The organism is Rossellomorea sp. DA94 (assembly GCF_029834455.1).
In the GTDB taxonomy this organism is placed as follows: Bacteria; Bacillota; Bacilli; order Bacillales; family Bacillaceae_B; genus Rossellomorea; species Rossellomorea vietnamensis.
This window is the reverse complement of sequence record NZ_CP122397.1, coordinates 2,113,232-2,126,715: the sequence shown is the minus strand read 5'-3', so window position 1 is coordinate 2,126,715 and position 13,484 is coordinate 2,113,232. Positions and strand designations below refer to the sequence as shown.

15 protein-coding genes are annotated in these 13,484 nt (G+C 39.0%); all 15 read right to left on the bottom strand.

Annotated elements, in window-relative coordinates; translation table 11 throughout:
• Window positions 1–29 precede the first annotated feature (29 nt).
• Window positions 30–989 (bottom strand): N-acetylmuramoyl-L-alanine amidase, encoded by a 960-nt coding sequence (locus P8596_RS11000; protein WP_279726841.1) that lies wholly within the window; start codon window positions 987–989, stop codon window positions 30–32.
• Window positions 989–1,246, bottom strand: a complete 258-nt coding sequence (locus P8596_RS10995; protein WP_279726840.1) for a hypothetical protein — start codon at window positions 1,244–1,246, stop codon at window positions 989–991. The genes P8596_RS11000 and P8596_RS10995 overlap by 1 nt, the downstream gene beginning before the upstream one ends.
• Window positions 1,247–1,441: a hemolysin XhlA family protein gene (locus P8596_RS10990; protein WP_279726838.1), complete on the bottom strand. Its 195-nt coding sequence runs from the start codon at window positions 1,439–1,441 to the stop codon at window positions 1,247–1,249. It lies immediately after the preceding gene.
• 63 nt (window positions 1,442–1,504) lie between these two features.
• Complete coding sequence (locus tag P8596_RS10985; protein WP_279726837.1) at window positions 1,505–1,651, bottom strand: hypothetical protein; 147 nt, start codon at window positions 1,649–1,651, stop codon at window positions 1,505–1,507.
• 79 nt (window positions 1,652–1,730) lie between these two features.
• A complete protein-coding gene (locus P8596_RS10980; RefSeq protein ID WP_279726836.1) occupies window positions 1,731–1,931 on the bottom strand; it encodes a hypothetical protein in 201 nt (66 codons plus the stop codon).
• The gene (locus tag P8596_RS10975; RefSeq protein WP_279726835.1) at window positions 1,928–2,077 is read right to left on the bottom strand and encodes a hypothetical protein; all 150 of its coding nucleotides are present in this window, start codon (window positions 2,075–2,077) and stop codon (window positions 1,928–1,930) included. The genes P8596_RS10980 and P8596_RS10975 overlap by 4 nt, the downstream gene beginning before the upstream one ends.
• Window positions 2,049–6,209: a phage tail spike protein gene (locus P8596_RS10970; protein ID WP_279726833.1), complete on the bottom strand. Its 4,161-nt coding sequence runs from the start codon at window positions 6,207–6,209 to the stop codon at window positions 2,049–2,051. The genes P8596_RS10975 and P8596_RS10970 overlap by 29 nt, the downstream gene beginning before the upstream one ends.
• Entirely contained in the window at window positions 6,206–7,642 is a 1,437-nt protein-coding gene (locus tag P8596_RS10965) for a distal tail protein Dit (protein WP_279726832.1), read from the bottom strand. Before P8596_RS10965 ends, P8596_RS10970 begins: the two co-directional genes overlap by 4 nt.
• Window positions 7,643–11,059 carry a phage tail tape measure protein gene (locus P8596_RS10960; protein ID WP_279726831.1) on the bottom strand — a complete coding sequence of 1,139 codons (3,417 nt, stop codon included), beginning with the start codon at window positions 11,057–11,059 and terminating at the stop codon, window positions 7,643–7,645.
• 179 nt (window positions 11,060–11,238) lie between these two features.
• On the bottom strand, window positions 11,239–11,529 hold the full coding sequence (gene gpG, locus P8596_RS10955) for a phage tail assembly chaperone G (protein WP_279726830.1): 291 nt from the start codon (window positions 11,527–11,529) through the stop codon (window positions 11,239–11,241).
• A gap of 65 nt (window positions 11,530–11,594) precedes the next feature.
• On the bottom strand, window positions 11,595–12,146 hold the full coding sequence (locus tag P8596_RS10950) for a major tail protein (protein WP_279726829.1): 552 nt from the start codon (window positions 12,144–12,146) through the stop codon (window positions 11,595–11,597).
• 12 nt (window positions 12,147–12,158) lie between these two features.
• A complete protein-coding gene (locus P8596_RS10945) occupies window positions 12,159–12,491 on the bottom strand; it encodes a hypothetical protein (protein ID WP_279726828.1) in 333 nt (110 codons plus the stop codon).
• On the bottom strand, window positions 12,488–12,847 hold the full coding sequence (locus P8596_RS10940) for an HK97-gp10 family putative phage morphogenesis protein (RefSeq protein WP_279726826.1): 360 nt from the start codon (window positions 12,845–12,847) through the stop codon (window positions 12,488–12,490). Before P8596_RS10940 ends, P8596_RS10945 begins: the two co-directional genes overlap by 4 nt.
• Window positions 12,847–13,185 carry a phage head closure protein gene (locus P8596_RS10935; protein ID WP_279726825.1) on the bottom strand — a complete coding sequence of 113 codons (339 nt, stop codon included), beginning with the start codon at window positions 13,183–13,185 and terminating at the stop codon, window positions 12,847–12,849. The genes P8596_RS10940 and P8596_RS10935 overlap by 1 nt, the downstream gene beginning before the upstream one ends.
• Window positions 13,182–13,481 (bottom strand): head-tail connector protein, encoded by a 300-nt coding sequence (locus tag P8596_RS10930; RefSeq protein ID WP_279726824.1) that lies wholly within the window; start codon window positions 13,479–13,481, stop codon window positions 13,182–13,184. Before P8596_RS10930 ends, P8596_RS10935 begins: the two co-directional genes overlap by 4 nt.
• Between the last annotated feature and the right edge of the window lie 3 nt (window positions 13,482–13,484).

The window sequence follows — 13,484 nt, the reverse complement described above, 5'->3', positions numbered from 1 at the left end:
GCCCCTCCAATTTAGGAAGGGCTAAATTATTATTCTGGTATATCTAAGATTTTAAATCCGTCTTTCAAGAGGCTTTCAATCAACGCTTTATTCCCAGTATCGAATAACTTCGCCAAACGGTATTTATCAGAACTTTTCTCAGGGATATTGCTCTTCTGTAGTATCATACTGTCTTGAATAGCCTTAACCATTGCCCTACCAACTGAAGAAGTGTAGATTGCATCTTGCCTTAGTCCGTGATCTTTCTGAAAAGATTTTAACGCTGCCTCGGTATACTGGTCAAACAAGTCATCAGTTTTTTGTGTATATTCCAATGTGTTAAGCATTTTGTTCAAAAGTTTGACGTTCGGACCTTTTTCACCACGTACCAACTTACCATCTGCTGAATCAGATTGAACAATTGTATCAACTGATTTCCCCTTCACCTTTAAGCCGTAGCAATCAACAATACCTTTTGCAATAGCTTCACCAGTTTCTTTAAGGTAATTATCATCACGTAGCTTTTTGATGTCGTACACTGAATCCATAAAGAAAGATTCTGTTAAAACTGATGCACAATTCTTGGTCTCTCGAAGTACATGGAAATTTGCTTCTTTCATTCCTCTATCAGTGTTTCTGGTTGCTTTTATAAGGTGAGCATGAATATGCCTTTGAAGCTTTTCACTTTTTGGATTTGAACCAACGTAAGTGAATGATTCCATACCTTGATGATTGTCCCAATGATCATCCATAGCGTTATTATGAAAGGACACGTAAGCATCTGCACCAAAAGCATTACTCCTATCTGTACGTTCATCTAAAGGAACATCCCGTTGACCTAATGGATCATCTACACGAAGAATATTCACACCTTCATAATTAGATAAATATCTTTGACAGGCTAACAACTGTTTATTATTAAATAACCATTCGTGTTCACCATCCGGTGTTCGTTTTCCTCGTGTATGAAGTCCATGACCTGCATCCAAGACTAATTTTAAAAAACTCATTACTTATCCTCTCCTTTTCTTTCTAAGGCGTATTTAATACCAGCGACTGAACCTATACCCAACAACGCATATTGAAGTCCAGTCATCATCACATCAAATGAAAAAGAGCCACTCTCTAATAGTGAGAAAGCGACTCCTAAGACGATTGCTACTGCAGGTATGTATTTATTTGATAATCCGGTGGCTTGCCTGACAGCGTATAGAATGATTGCTAATCCTATATAAGCTGTAAATTCAATTGATAATAGTGCTTCCAATTAGATCCCTCCTTTAAAAATAAGTCCTAACAATCCAAGAACAATTACCCCCAAAATCAATCTTAAAATCCATGATGTATTATCTTTAATTGTAGAAAGGTACTCTTTGATGTCCTGAATATTTGATTCAGCAACAGCTACCCTTGTCTCTAAACTTGTTACTCTCCCTTCAAGCTTTGAAATCCTTTCGTCCATTAGGAATCCCTCCTTTTAGCAAAATAAAAAGAGCCACCGAAGTGACTCTTACTTTGAAGTTATTTATCTGTCTAATGCTTTTGATAATTCTCTCTCGAAAAATTCTTCTTTGTCTTCTAAATCAAGATTAGGGTACATTGAATCAATTCCATCTTCAGCTTCTGCTGAGCATTTTTTACAATCGCAATATAAATCGTGGTCATTTAACATCAATAATTCCCCCTAGAACTTTGGTAGGCGGATATTATACCATAAATTTCAAATAATTAAACGTAATATTTTATATAAGCTATGATACTATCTCATCTAAAGATTCATCACTCTCTTCAACCACTTGCTTTAACTGTTGGATTTCAGCTTTCAACTGATCAATTTCTTGTTTCTGCTGAATTGAGTATGCTTGTACAACCGCCTTCTCTTTGGAAAGGTTAGCGATTTGATTGGACATGTTCTCCAATACTAAGTCAATATTCACGGGATTTTGCGTCATATGATTTCACCTTCTTCCCTACTGTTTGTATTTAACCATTCTTCATTAATCCGTTCTTCTGAACCTACTATTATTCCAGTGACTACACCTTCAGCATTGACTGTCTCAACGGTTTTTCTAGGAGACCTGGTTAACCAATAGCTCATTTGTGATATCCTCCTCTGTGAATTGATCTAAATCAGCATAGAAGATACCTTTAAATCCAATACGTTCTCCTATAATGCGAATGTCTGCGTTCCCGGTTCCTTTAACGATGATGTAGTCAATTCCTTTCTCGATAATTTCCCCGACATTTGGAAAGGCTGCCCAATGTTCAACCGTCTTTAGGTATGTTTCATCGATGAAGATTTTCGTCCCTTGTTCACTAAGAGGCACCGCGAATTCGATGTATTCAAGGAGCACCTGTGGACTATCAATAGGAGACATTCCAAGGTTTCTGCCATCAACTTCGACAGATCCACCACTCTTAGTTCCGTCTAAATTAAATACATGACGAACACTTCCACCTTGATAAAACATGATTTTATCTGAGCTTTGGTATATATAGTTTGAATTATCTTTCGACCACCGTGGAGTACCGCCTGTTGTATCTACCTTAGCACTTCCGATAGTAGTGACATTTCCACCTATTTCTACTCCACCGTAGAAATCACTTGCATAGTTGATGATTAGCTTTCCGCCAACCCCCTTAACAAGTGCCCTTGATTCACCGGTATTACCTCTGGATGAGTCACCCCTGTTCAATCTCAAATCAGTACCACCGAAGTACACGTTACCTGATGTCTGGAGGCTACCCCCGATATCGATTAAAAGCCCTCCCGAAGTTCCGCTTGAATGTTCTACTATTAGCTTTCTTGTGTTGGTGGAATCACTCTCACCGGAAATTCGCACTTCTCCAGTGTTGTACCATGTACCTCCACTGGCGCCTGTCACATAACCTGTAGACAAAAGGAGATTGGAAAGTCCATATTCATTACGTAAATCGACAAGTTTGGATCTTACATTCGTAGAAAAGAATTCTGTTCCAGATAATTGACTAAAGTCGCCGTGCATACCAGTGATATATGCACCTTCGATATCCACTGCAATTAACTTCCCTGCCTCAACGATTCCTAAATCAGAGGTAATAGCCGATAATTTAGTTACACTCAACTTCTCAGCAGTGATTGCTCCATCGACAATGAGTTCAGCGCTGGACATACGGTGTATGCGGATGTTATCAAGATAGAACGAATTCGTAGTTTCCCCATTATTGGTGAAGGTTAGGAATATCCGAAGATACCCGACACCACTCGGAACTGTAAATACTCCATCCCTTTTTGTGAATGATGTAGGCTTATCAATCCATTGAGCCACTTTATGCCACGAATTAATGGCTTGACGCTTCTTATCGTATGTTCTAAAACCAACGGCTCCAATTCCATTTCCGGCAGTGGTGCTAAATCTTCCTTCTCCTTCGAGGTAGAATTTTTGACCTTCTGTAACAGGTATAAGGTTCTCACCATATATATCAACATTTCTATCACTGTGAGCAGGAAACGCTAAACATCTACTTGACCCATTTCCGTTAGCCCAACCGCTACAATCGGCAACCTTAACCCCGTCAGTGGCTACACTGTACCCCCTCGGTACGGAGTTAATAGCATCTAACTCAAAGTCAGGATTCTCACAAAGGTTCGTGAAATCTGCTAACATCATTTGTTTGGCGAATATGGATTGCGTTTTGATTCTTCCACCGTCTATCTCCGTTGTACCCGTTGCTTTCCAGGTGTCCACATAACTGTAATAATCCTTGATTGCGTTTGCTTTGTTAGTCGCATCCGTTGAAGCCGCAGAGATAGCATCACTTTTAGCTTTATCTGCTTTCGCTTGAGAAGCTGCCGCAGTTTCGATTGTCTTCCACTGAGACCACTGTGAATCTGTACCATCCCATGTAATACGCATCCAGGCGCCTGTTAAGTTTTCCATGCGGTGAGGAGTGTACGTTTGTGTAATTGAAGTCCCTCCACTTTTCTCTACCTTTAGCGTTCCATAATTATAAGTCCCTCCCGGAAAGTTTGGAGTAGAAGGATCTAAATTACCGACACGGTATATTCCAATGGTCTTAATGGAATTCCAGTCACCGTAAGGTACATTACCTCGATCAACTAAAGCGATGTTTTTTACAGCGTCTACTTTCGCCTGAGCAATATTATCAACTGCCTCTTCAAACCTTTTCCCTAGACTACTCAACTTCGATTTGTAATCAGCAAACTTAACATCCACGTTACTCTTTTCGGAAGGCATTGTTTTGCCATCTGCAATCGCTGCATTAATAGCGCTGATAAGATTATTATGGCTGGTATCATAAGCTGACTTCGCTGAAGAAAGGTTAATCTTAGATAAGGTTGATAAACTCGTATTGTTATAGATTTCAGTGTACCGGGTATCGAGATCAGATTTCTCCGTGCTTAAGGAATTAATATACTTCTCAATGGATTTTGCTTCAGCTTGTGAGATCACCGAATCTTGAAATGATCCGTCAACGTAATTGTCCAGTTCTGTCAAGTCTGTACGCACGGATGCAATGTCTCCATCGATGGATTTCTTCAATGTATCAGCGTATTCTTTTGCCCTGCTCTCAGCAGTATTTGCCTTGTCTTGAGCTATCTTATCTATGGCATTCTCAAATGAAGTAGCAACATTTTGAATGGCTATGTTGTAAGCCGTAAATTTACTGTTAACATCACTGACTTCGGTTGAAGTGGCTTTGCCATCCGATATGGTTGCATTGATGGAGTTCACCAAGTTTGTGTATGCCGTATCAAAAGAGCCTTTCTTAGATAGGAGGTCCGCCTTTTCTGTTCCGGCTAAATGAGGATTATAATATACAACCAGGAAACGTGAATCCACATCACCTTTTTCCACTGATAGTGAATTCAGATGTTGCTTGATGGCTTTAGCCTCAGCCTCTGATACAAGACCGTCCTTAAATGAACCGTCCACGTAAGTATCTAAGCTGTTAACCTGACTCTTTAATGCCGTAATGTCACCATCCACGCTTGTCTTTAAACCGTCTGCATACTTTTTCGCTTCTTCTTCAGCCGTGGCTGATACCTGATCAGCATAGTAGGTCGCATCATCGAATAAGGAAGAATCTTGTTGATCCACATATTCTTTTACAGCTTGAATGTCTTCGGCTGCAGCCTTCTGAGCCACCAATGTTTTTAGAAGTCGGAATGCCTTCATGACATCTTCTTCTTTGTATTCGATGAAATCACCTAACACAAAGGTCTTCTGGCTGGGATCTGATATGGATCGTTCCACTGATATGATTCTGGCATCCAAGTAGAGTGGAGGCACCCAACTAGTATCCTTAATTCGATTGGTATCGCCAATCCGAACCTTTTCATGTTCGTACCCGAAGATGTGCTCGATGCTTGCCGCATCCGCTTCATACTCTACGGTCGTATTGATACGCTTGTCTAGTTCGACTCTGGTCAAATCTCTTAGTATCTGGTCATTAAGATTTTCATCTAATGAAGTTGGCTCATAAATATCCCACAAATGACGACCGTCTTTTCCCCAACGTTGAAGAGCGTCTTTATCTTCTACCCTAACGATCAACCGGGTGCCATCGGATTGCTCTTGACCCAAACCAATTAATCCAGTGATAAGGTTGGAGCTGACTTCTCTACGCTTGACACCGATAAGATCCTTGCCAAGTTCGATTTCCTTCTTACTTTCAACACCCACCCGGTTGATAAGATCTACATATCGACCAATAACACGACCCGATTTTTTCACGATTCGGAAACGAAGTTCCAGACCAAATTGACTAGCAATATAGCGAAGGGCATCCAATCCCCTTGTATGAGTATCAAACGTAAGAGTCCGAGTACCTGCATACTCTGTTTCGCCTCGTTCCCATCCCGTTAAATCCAAAGCGAAGTCAAGAGAAGTATTGACCGTCTGTCCTTGTAACACAATAGGATCAATTATTTTCAATTTATTCAGCTCTAAATAGGAGGCACTTGTGTACATTTCTTTTTCTTTGCTAGTTTGGTATACTTCTGTAATGATAAACTCTCGGAGATATCCGTCTTCATCCGGAATGATCACACGATTCTGTTTGCTGAAATGTTCAGCTGCAGGAACGTTGGAGGGCATGATGAAATCAAATTTCTCTTTATTTTCTTTGAGGTTGATGGAATGTTTGTCTCCCCAAAATATTTTATTTTCACTATTATCCAACCAATCTAATACTTTATCCGTTTGATAATCAAGCACATGTATCATTTAAATGCCTCCCTCCATGTTAAATTGGTAGACACTTTTCCTTCAGGTAAGATAAAAAGATTGTTTCGTCCCTTTTTAAACGTAAAAAAAGAAGCCCCAAAATCTTTTAGGTCTTTCCTCTCTTCACCATTTATTAAAATCTCACTTTTTTTGAAGTCGATATCAATCTTGTCTCCTTGTAGTGCGATATAGGGAACTTCCTTGCTTGCAGGCTGATTCACCTTAGATACTTTGATTCGTTGAAAGGCTTGCGAGGGAGCTGAGTCCGTACCATAACATCCTAAGTGCAGTTGCACTTGTGCGACTTTCCCTTGAAACTTCTTGTCTAGATCATCAAATCCTGTATGCCAAATACGAAAGTGCTTACTGGCTGAATCTCTCGTGATATTAGCTACATAAGCAAAAAACTTGGTCCCAATTCTCTCAAGGCGAACAACACCTTGAAAGTTGTTCCACCATGTATCCGTTTCACCGGAAGTATTAATCATGTAGTTATTATTGGAAGTGTCACCTAACCGGACTTCCGCACGGTTTTTCGGCATGTTTTTCCATGCATCAGCCATCGCAAGTTTAGCAATCACATTATTGTTTATATCCAAAAGATATAGTTCCACTCTGCCTGTGTCTTTCGGATTTACGTATGCTGCCTGACGAAAGTAGCATTCTACTTTAAAATCCTGTAACTGTTGTGGAAGAGATTTTTTGACTGATGGTCCGTGCCATGCCGAACCATTTCCATAATCAGAAGCGATGAAGTCATTACTGTTTAGTACACTCATTTGACCTGCCACTATTCCCCCATCAACCGAACTTGCAGGACCCCAGCCCGTTAAAGTACTCATGTTGTCATTTAGGATGATCGTCTCCGGCTCAAATGGGGTTTCCTCGACAGTATAAGGGTCACCGATACGCATATATCCATTGTCTCCTACAATATCCAAGTGAGTAATAGGGGCGAGGACATCGAATGAGAAGGTTGGCTTTGTTTCTGCCGTCCCATTATAATCGATGTACCCAGCATCATTGGAGATAGTTCCAATTCGCTCTGGCCCATACTTATAGGAGTCCGGAATAATAAACGTAATAACTCCTTTCCCATAATTCACAATCTCTTCAGGATCAAAACTCCCTTCAACTATTGCATACATTACTCTATCAGGCTCATCGTCAAAGATTAATTCTTTTGGCTCTTCATGCAATAACCAATCAGCTAAATCTTCTTTAAGTTGTTGTAAGTGAGAAATGCTATTTCCATTAATAAGTACAGGGATATTGTATACTTTCACTTTTGTCTTAACTTTCGATACTAAGGAACCCGCTCGACCGGGGATATCTATCCACTCAATTTCTCTTGGTGCCCAAGAAGGTCGATTACTTCCTTTTAAAACTTGAAGGTACTGTCTTGATTCACCATTAAAAGTTAATTGATTCATTCACCCCTTCGCCCTTTCTTGAAATTCTGTAATTAATTTATATTGACCTCTAGCAATCTCACGATTATCAAAATATATACGTGGTTCAACAATAATAGGTTGTTGATGGTTGAAATTATTTTGATTAGTGTTGGTATTTGAGGACAAAGGAGAAGTACTAGCCCCTCTCATATCGATCAATTCTTTACCACGTTCCCCCACATAAGCCATACCTGATGATAATGTTATTCCACCTTTAGCAAGCATTGGGATATTCCAATTACGAAGGATTGCCTCAGTTTGAGCATTAGGTATTACTTTTGCACCTTTGTTGAGATGTACTAGCTCAGGTCCATTCTCTCCAACCAGTGCCATCCCTTCAGGAGCATTTCGTGTACCTGTAGCAAATCCCGGTATCTTACTTAACAATTTGACACCAACACTAACTGAACTAGGTACTAAGCTCGCCAATGTATTTAATAAAGACAATTTAACACCTTTGGTTGCTTTCTTTTCAGCATCCTTTTGGATCTTATTATTGCCTCCATTATCATCAATCTTGACGTTTTTGTGAGCACCTTTTTCTGATTCCTTATGTAGTTTCTTAGCTCCACCTTTATCATCAATGTCCACTTCTTTAGTGACACCTTTACCTGCTTCTTTAGTAAGCTCTTTAGCCTTTCCTGTACCTTCATCTATCCTTCGATTGACTTCAGATTGTTCACCCTGCATATCAATAATTTCGCCTTTAGCGTTTTGATATTGACCAAGAGCAGCACTTAAATTTTTCAACTCTTCTTCTTGCTTTGCATTAAGTCCACCCTGTGCTTCCTTAATGAGAAGAAGATTATTTATTTTGCCTTGGGTTTTAGCAATCGAGCTATCCAGTTGAGCAATACCCTTTTCACCATGTTCATTAATACCAACTTGAGCTAGTTGGAGATCAATCATTTTATCGTATAATTCTACCGTCTTATCAATCTCTTTTTGAGTTTCAGAAACAGATTCTTGTTGCTTTGTTACCTTATCTGTTAACTTAGAAACTTGTTGATTTTGCCCTGATAACACTGCTTCCTGTCTCTCAATTTCTAATTCAGTTGCTACAGCAGCACGTTCGTCACCTTCACTCAGTTCTTTTTGTCTCTTTAACTTAAGATCGAAGATACTTTGTTCAATTTCATCACGTAACTGTACTGCTTCATTTCTCTCTTGTTCTTTCTCTTTCAACTCATCAATTGCTTTTATGTAGTTACGAATATTCTCGTCCATATTAGCTTCGTTTTTAATCTTTTGATTCTCTAATTCAAGACGGATACTTTCAGCAAGTGCACCATTCACCTCGTCAATTGCACCCTTACTTTCAATAATAGCTTGACCACGATCAGAGAAGGATTTCTTAACATCAGGAGTAAGTTTAATGATGTCATCATTCAGTTTAAGCATTTCACTCATTTCATCGTTACTTAAACCTGACTTTTCCCTTAAACCATCAGCTTCTTGAGTCAGTTTATTAATTTCATCAGCAGATGTGGCTAAATCTAATTCACTCTGAATATCTCTGAACCTCAATAGTTCATCATTGGAAAGTTGATTCTTATCTCTCAATACATCATATTTCGAAGCAAGTCCCTCAAGTGAATTCTTTTGCTTAATCAGTGTTTCAGCATATTCTAAGTTAACCTCTTTAGCCTTCTCGGTAGCTTCCTTAATTCCTATAAATGCAGTTGTTGCCAAAGCTAAACCGCCAGCAACTAATCCAATTGGTCCGGGAATTCTTGTTAGGACGCCAGTTAATCCTGCACCTCTTCCTAAAGTAGACAATAGAGGCGTCGTTATTTTTATGACTGATCCTATTCCTTTACTTAGAAATCCTAATCCCACCAATGTTGGTCCTGCTGCCGCTGCTATTCCCGCAACTGATAAAGCCACTTTCTTCCCTTCTGGACTCAAATCATTAAATGCATCTGTTAGGTCTTCTACTGTATCAGCAACTTTCGGCAGTACATCTTCAGCGATATCGAGTAAAGTCTCGCCAACAGGTTCTAAATCTTTTTGAAACTCTCTCCATACCTTAGTTGCTCTAGTACCAAAGTTATCTCTGACTGCATCACTTGTTTTCTTTGTGGCTCCTTCTACATCTTTTAAACCATCTGTAGTTGCTAACATTGCATCGAAGGCTTTTTCACCTAAATCTTCGTATTGTGTGCCGAAGAGACCTGCAGATACTGTATTCCTTACAGTTTCGTCATCTGTACTTTGGAGAGCTTTGACAACCTTTTCAAAAGCTTTCTTACCTTTTTCTCCGCCCTCATTAAACTGCTTGGTCATTTCTTTAGCGTTAAGTCCCAGTGCTTCAAATGCTTCTGTACTGGTCTTCGAGCCATCCTTCGCTCTTAGCGTGAATTCCTTCATAGAGTCACCGATCTTATCCATTTGGAAAACGCCTGATTCCGCACCAGATTTGAACTTTGCAAACATATCGTCAGCAGATAGACCTATCTCAGAATAATATCCTGCGTATTCAGAGATTGAATCCAAGAATTCTCCACTGAAATCCAAGTTTTCTTGAAATCCTCTTGTTATGTAATCTGTTGCTTCTTTTGCAGACAGACCAAACTTCTCCATTAATACTTTGAGTGCTCTTAACGCTTCTTGTTGATCTCCCCAACCTTTTGACTCGAATAAATCAAGCCCCTTGGTTACATAAGACAAATCAGCCTTATTTAAATCACCAAGACTTTTTGTGACACCTGCAATGTTTCGTGAAACATCTTGAAGACTCTCACCAAAACCATCTTCCCATAACTCTTTAGCAGTAGAGTGAAGTTCTTCAGCACGCTTTTTTGATACACCTAATTCTGATTGAATCGAACCTGCTGATTTATCAAAATCTAATGCCACCTTACCTGCTGCAGTAGCAAATCCAAGAAGTGGCAAAGTGACTCCAGTGGTTAAACTTTGACCAGTATCCTTCATTTTTGAGCCTACGTCTTGTAATGAACCACCTAATCTATTGGCTGTCCTCTCAAATCTTCTGTAGGAGTCTTCTGCTTCATCCAGTTCACGTTGGTGTCTATTCAACGCTTCATTTACTCCAGATAACTCAGTTTCAGTTCTTGTATATTGAGCAATCAATCTGTTTAATGCCGCTGCTTGCCTTTGGGCTTGAACAGATCCTTCACCATGTTCTCTAACCAATTCTCGATGTTTTTCTGCTGCTTTTTGAACCTTAACCTCTTGTAGGCGAAGGATATTCGTCAATACTCTCTGCTTTTCAGATAACCCCTCTAGAGAATTCCCCCATTCTTTCCCTCTATTTCGAATGATTGCCATTTCTCCACCAAGAGTTCTTAAGTTACGTTGAACTTGATCGGTCGATCGGTTAATATTAGTGGCATCCATCGATACTCTTACAGATAAGTCACCTAATCTATTCATGTTTTACACCTCCTATAACCACGGTACTTGTTCAGCATATACAATCGTTTTCTTCTCCTCTTCGGAAAATAAATCAAACAAATAAAAGATATCCATAGCATCAATCTCATGAAGCTTATAACCCTGTTTCATGAGATTTTTCCATGTAGACTTATTCATTTCATCCATTTCTTTATAGGTTACTTTTTTCCGTTTCCCTCTTCATCAGGGGAATCCGAAGGTGCAAATAATTCATCAATAGTTAATAGCACTTTATCTTGTGGAACACCCATGTAGACTTGCTCACGAGAGAATTTACCACCATATGCAAATACAACTAAATCAACTAACTCGTCTACCTCTTCAGGATCTAAATTATCCATGTCCATTCTTGCTTTCATCTCAATAAATTTTCTCCATACCATTCCATTAATAAATGGAACTGTAAAATCTTTATTTTCACCATCAATTAGTAATGTAATTTTCTTCATAAAAATCCTCCTTTAAAAATTAAAAGAGACGGTTTTAGCCGCCTCTAGATTGAATGCCTTATGTGTTAGACTTCTGGTGTTGGTTTGTAAACAGAATCAAACCATGCTGCCGCTACTGCACTTGATCCATCTGCATCAACTACGTGCGCTCTCCATTTCCCATCTTCTCGTGCCATAAATTTCCCTGAGATAGTTGGTGTTTGGAATTCCACACTTCCACCTTTAGTGTTGTGTGTGCTACCCGGTGGTTGGAATCTACCTTTGAAGTACGTATAGTATTTAAAACCACCATTCTCTAAAGGTAAACGGAATGATAACGCCCCATAGGGTGCTACATCGTCCACACTATCCTCAATTACTCCATCAGCATTTTTCGTTGTACCCATTAGCAAATCATAATCTTCAGGTGTTAAATCTGTAGTATTAATTTGGATATCAATATCTCCTAATGCATTTGCCACAGCTACCGCTCGATCATCTCCATATAAAGTTGTAACCGTATAGTTTGGAGTGATTGTTGCTGTAATTGCATCACTTAATTTCTTAGGAACATCGTACTCTCCATCTGCCATACCTTTAGCAAAATGTAAATCACGTAAACCGATTGCATAACTCATAAATAATTCCTCCTAGTTTCTTGAAAAGTAAAAGAAGCGAAGTAATTTGTGATAAGTAATCACACTTTCCGCTTCCTCATACATTTCTGTTTCATAAATTTTTGTAAATCCCAATTGCTTTAATTTATCTTTCACTTGATTAGTCAATTGTGTGTAATCACCTTTTGACCAAATATCTACTTGAATTGAATGTCTCGTTATCTGCTCATCATCATCAGCATTAAGGGCTGACCCCTGATTGTACTCAAAAAAGGTTATGTAAGTATCGGCTTTTCCTGTATATTTCTGAAATGATGTGGGAGCAAAGCCTTTTAAATTATTGATAATTATTGGATTAATACTCATAGTCCAAGCTCTCTTCTGAGAACTTCTGCCATAGCTTCTTCAGTTTTATCAACTTCATTTTCAAAGGTGGGACTGATTACTGGTTTAGGACTCATCTTTGAAGTACCGAATTCGGAAAACTTCATGTAATAATGATCTTTATCATATCCAACTTCCCTGTGATTTCCTTCTTTATCAATGACCACATTATCAGCCGCATGTTGATGATTGATATTACTTCGAACAGTATTTGCCGATAACTTTCTCTTGAAGTGCTCAGCTCCTGCATCAAGTGCCTTTTCTTTAGCTTGTTGATTATTGCCTATTGATTCGATTCTTCTCATGATTTCTTGTAATCCATCAAACTGAAAATCCATCACACTACCTCCTTTGCAACAATAGTTAGAGTGACATTCTTTTCATCGTCATTAATCAAAGGAGACACAATCTCGTACTTCTTACCCTTATGTAAAATACGCATATCAGAATCTAATCCATTTCCAGCACTATACCTAATAACAAATCTGGATGTCATTTCAGCCTTTGTAGTATTGGACTGTTGAAATTCTGACCCTTTAAGCGTCCTGATCATAGCCCATACCGTTTTAACATCTGAGTAACGCTCTGATTCATCAACAGGAAAACCATTTTCATTGACTGCATTCTCATCATACTTTTGGAATGTGATACGTTTATCAAAGCGCCCTGGATTCATAGCACATCACCCGAATAACAGTTTTCAATCTGAAGCAAAATACTCTTCAAACTAAACTCTAGATTCTTCGAGACACTTCCGGTACTTACCGCTTCACGATTCTCATACCAATGACTAATTAAAATGAAAATTGCTAACCTATGAAGACCATTAGAGTCATCCACCACTACAGATGTAGCATTTTTCACATATTCTTTAGCTGCAAGAATTAGATTACTGAGGAAAGGATCTTCCTCAGTGTAATCTACTTCAATTCGTAAATATTCTTTTGTTTCATTTAATAATTCCTGTGACATAAG

Excerpts from the sequence above, each read along its gene's own strand:
- P8596_RS10940 (WP_279726826.1), bottom strand. The coding sequence starts at position 12,847 with ATGGATTTTCAGTTTGATGGATTACAAGAAATCATGAGAAGAATCGAA.
- P8596_RS10950 (WP_279726829.1), bottom strand. The coding sequence starts at position 12,146 with ATGAGTTATGCAATCGGTTTACGTGATTTACATTTTGCTAAAGGTATG.
- P8596_RS10965 (WP_279726832.1), bottom strand. The coding sequence starts at position 7,642 with ATGAATCAATTAACTTTTAATGGTGAATCAAGACAGTACCTTCAAGTT.
- P8596_RS10990 (WP_279726838.1), bottom strand. The coding sequence starts at position 1,441 with ATGGACGAAAGGATTTCAAAGCTTGAAGGGAGAGTAACAAGTTTAGAG.
- P8596_RS11000 (WP_279726841.1), bottom strand. The coding sequence starts at position 989 with ATGAGTTTTTTAAAATTAGTCTTGGATGCAGGTCATGGACTTCATACA.
- P8596_RS10935 (WP_279726825.1), bottom strand. The coding sequence starts at position 13,185 with ATGAATCCAGGGCGCTTTGATAAACGTATCACATTCCAAAAGTATGAT.
- P8596_RS10975 (WP_279726835.1), bottom strand. The coding sequence starts at position 2,077 with ATGAGCTATTGGTTAACCAGGTCTCCTAGAAAAACCGTTGAGACAGTC.
- P8596_RS10985 (WP_279726837.1), bottom strand. The coding sequence starts at position 1,651 with ATGTTAAATGACCACGATTTATATTGCGATTGTAAAAAATGCTCAGCA.
- P8596_RS10945 (WP_279726828.1), bottom strand. The coding sequence starts at position 12,491 with ATGAGTATTAATCCAATAATTATCAATAATTTAAAAGGCTTTGCTCCC.
- P8596_RS10930 (WP_279726824.1), bottom strand. The coding sequence starts at position 13,481 with ATGTCACAGGAATTATTAAATGAAACAAAAGAATATTTACGAATTGAA.
- P8596_RS10960 (WP_279726831.1), bottom strand. The coding sequence starts at position 11,059 with ATGAATAGATTAGGTGACTTATCTGTAAGAGTATCGATGGATGCCACT.
- gpG (WP_279726830.1), bottom strand. The coding sequence starts at position 11,529 with ATGAAGAAAATTACATTACTAATTGATGGTGAAAATAAAGATTTTACA.
- P8596_RS10970 (WP_279726833.1), bottom strand. The coding sequence starts at position 6,209 with ATGATACATGTGCTTGATTATCAAACGGATAAAGTATTAGATTGGTTG.
- P8596_RS10980 (WP_279726836.1), bottom strand. The coding sequence starts at position 1,931 with ATGACGCAAAATCCCGTGAATATTGACTTAGTATTGGAGAACATGTCC.